Consider the following 2313-nt stretch of genomic DNA (forward strand, 5'->3'; position numbering starts at 1 on the left):
ATATATGGCCATTGACCATAATAGGCGTGTCGTGCATATAGAGACACCATATGATGATATCATTATTAAATTGAATGGCAAACTGAACAAAACATATATCAGCTATGGCTCCCGTGGGGCAATGAAAAGGGACCAACAAATGGTACAAGATGAAAATGCCATGGAATTGGAAGAGGCCGTAGCCGTAAAACGGGCGGTAAGCAAAAGCTCCAGAATGTACAAGAATTCATCGTGGGACTTGGTCGATGCCATGGATGACAAGGATTTTGATGTTTCAGCAATCGAAAAAGAACAATTACCTATAGCACTGCAGGACAAATCCACATCTGAAATAACCCATTATATCGAAACCAAGAAGAAGGAGCGCAGTGATATACAAAAAGAGATTCAGGAACTCAATGCAAAACGGGATGCGTTTATCGCAAAAAACCAAAAAGAAAATGCCAAAGGGGAATTGGAAAATGCCATGCTCGAAGCCATAAAAAAACAGGCGGAAAAGAAAAATTATAGCTGGGACTAATAGTAGTATTACTAATCTAACACAAACGCTATGCGCTCTTCAAAATGGTGTATGGCGTTTGCTGTTTATTGTGCTGCAGGACAGTAACAATCGTAGCGACGTTCTGTTTGTCCAAAATCGTACCCGAGGGTTATCTGATGGAAACCTCCATTATCAAAACGAATATCCCCCATCTGATAGGAGTAATTATAGGAAATCATAAAGTTCTTGATATTCGCGCCAATAATCGGTGTGATCAATTGTAGTCGTTGTTCGCCAAAGGTACCATCGACCAAGAATTGTGCGCCATCAAAACTTCTGCGGTAAGAGATACCACCCCAGACCCTACCAAAATCAACGTCTCTGTAGACCTTGGCATTGATATCGATAGTTTTTTCTTCGGTAAACTCGGTAAGTTGCAGCATTACAGAAGGCTCATATTGCCATTCACTCCTTCCAAAAACATATCCGGCAGAAACGAGATACCTCCTCAGGTTGTCAAATTCAATGGCCGTATATAAATCCCTGCCACTTCCCAAGGCGTTCAAAATGGAAAAGTGTGCATAAAACTCCATTAGGCTATACGACATTCCGAGATCCACATTAAAATAACTGACGCTATTGTTGGCTCCGGTGATTATTGGATCAGGGATTACCGAACGAAATTCGGATTCATCCAAACTACTTTGCAATAAACCACCACTGAGTCCGAATGACAATTGATTCAAATAGCGCTCGTCACCCCCTAATTTCAAATGATGTGCATAGGTTAATTTAAGACCGGTCTGCGAATGGTACCCATTGGCATCATTAAAGAATATGGCGCCAACACCACTAGGACCATCCCCTAATCTAAAATGTGCATTGAGGGTTTGTAGGTTTGGTGCCTCATCGACAGAAAACCATTGTTTCCTTATAGTTCCCCTTATTTTACCTCCTACACCAATACCCGCCATCGAAGGGTGCACCAGATAGTAGTTATCTGACAAATAATCAAAATAAACAGGAACGCCTTCTTGGGCCATTGACTTAAAGCCAAAAGCCATTAAAGCGAAAAATAGCACCAAGCGAAATTTCATATAGATATTGGGGATTTCTATTTTAATATCGTCCAAACATAACATATAACGGATGAAATGCCACATTATTATATATCGTTGAAGTAGGAATTAGTTTGTATTTTTGCTGAAAACAAAAAACTATGAATACGTACTCAATAACAGTGAAGGAAACCAATAACCCTGCAGTTCTAAAATTTGAGACCAACCAATTCATAACCAAGAACAATAATTACGAGTTCAAAAATATCGATGAGGCCAAAAAATCCCCTTTGGCACAACAATTATTCTATCTTCCCTTTATCAAAACCGTTTATATTTCAGGGAATTTCATAGGTCTTGAACGCTATGATATCGTCGCGTGGCCCGATGTTCAGGAAGAAGTCGCACAACAGTTGGAAGATTATTTAAATTCGGGGGAACCGGTCATCATAGAAGAAGATTCCCCAAAACAGACGGCAATTACGGTATATGCTGAAGTTACGCCCAACCCATCGGTAATGAAGTTCGTTTGCAATAAACGCATTGTGCCCGCAGCCTTCGAGTTCAAAAATATCGATGAGGCCAAAGACTCGCCATTGGCTACCCAGTTGTTTCAATTTCCTTTTGTTAAGGAAGTCTTCCTTGATGAGAATTATGTATCGGTCAGTAAATTTGATGTTGCCGAATGGGATGCCATTACTATGGAGTTGCGTGAATTTGTTCGTGAATTTTTAGCCCAAGGAAACGAAGTGGTCGCAAAAAACAGTATAGCAC

General features: G+C 40.3%; 2 protein-coding genes and 1 pseudogene. 2 read left to right on the forward strand and 1 reads right to left on the reverse strand.

Annotated elements, in window-relative coordinates:
• Window positions 1–520, forward strand: a pseudogene (locus WBM98_RS09335) (hypothetical protein); the annotation flags it as partial.
• 65 nt (window positions 521–585) lie between these two features.
• Here WBM98_RS09335 and WBM98_RS09340 read toward each other — a convergent pair.
• Complete coding sequence (locus WBM98_RS09340; RefSeq protein ID WP_424365752.1) at window positions 586–1578, reverse strand: PorP/SprF family type IX secretion system membrane protein; 993 nt, start codon at window positions 1576–1578, stop codon at window positions 586–588.
• 122 nt (window positions 1579–1700) lie between these two features.
• Here WBM98_RS09340 and WBM98_RS09345 point away from each other — a divergent pair.
• Window positions 1701–2313, forward strand: a 613-nt coding sequence (locus tag WBM98_RS09345; RefSeq protein ID WP_424365753.1) for a NifU N-terminal domain-containing protein, incomplete at its 3' end; no start/stop codon positions are given.

It is taken from the genome of Maribacter sp. (assembly GCF_049667165.1).
GTDB lineage: Bacteria > Bacteroidota > Bacteroidia > Flavobacteriales > Flavobacteriaceae > Maribacter_A.

Coding starts and splice junctions, on each gene's coding strand:
- WBM98_RS09340 (WP_424365752.1), bottom strand. CDS start 1,578: ATGAAATTTCGCTTGGTGCTATTTTTCGCTTTAATGGCTTTTGGCTTT.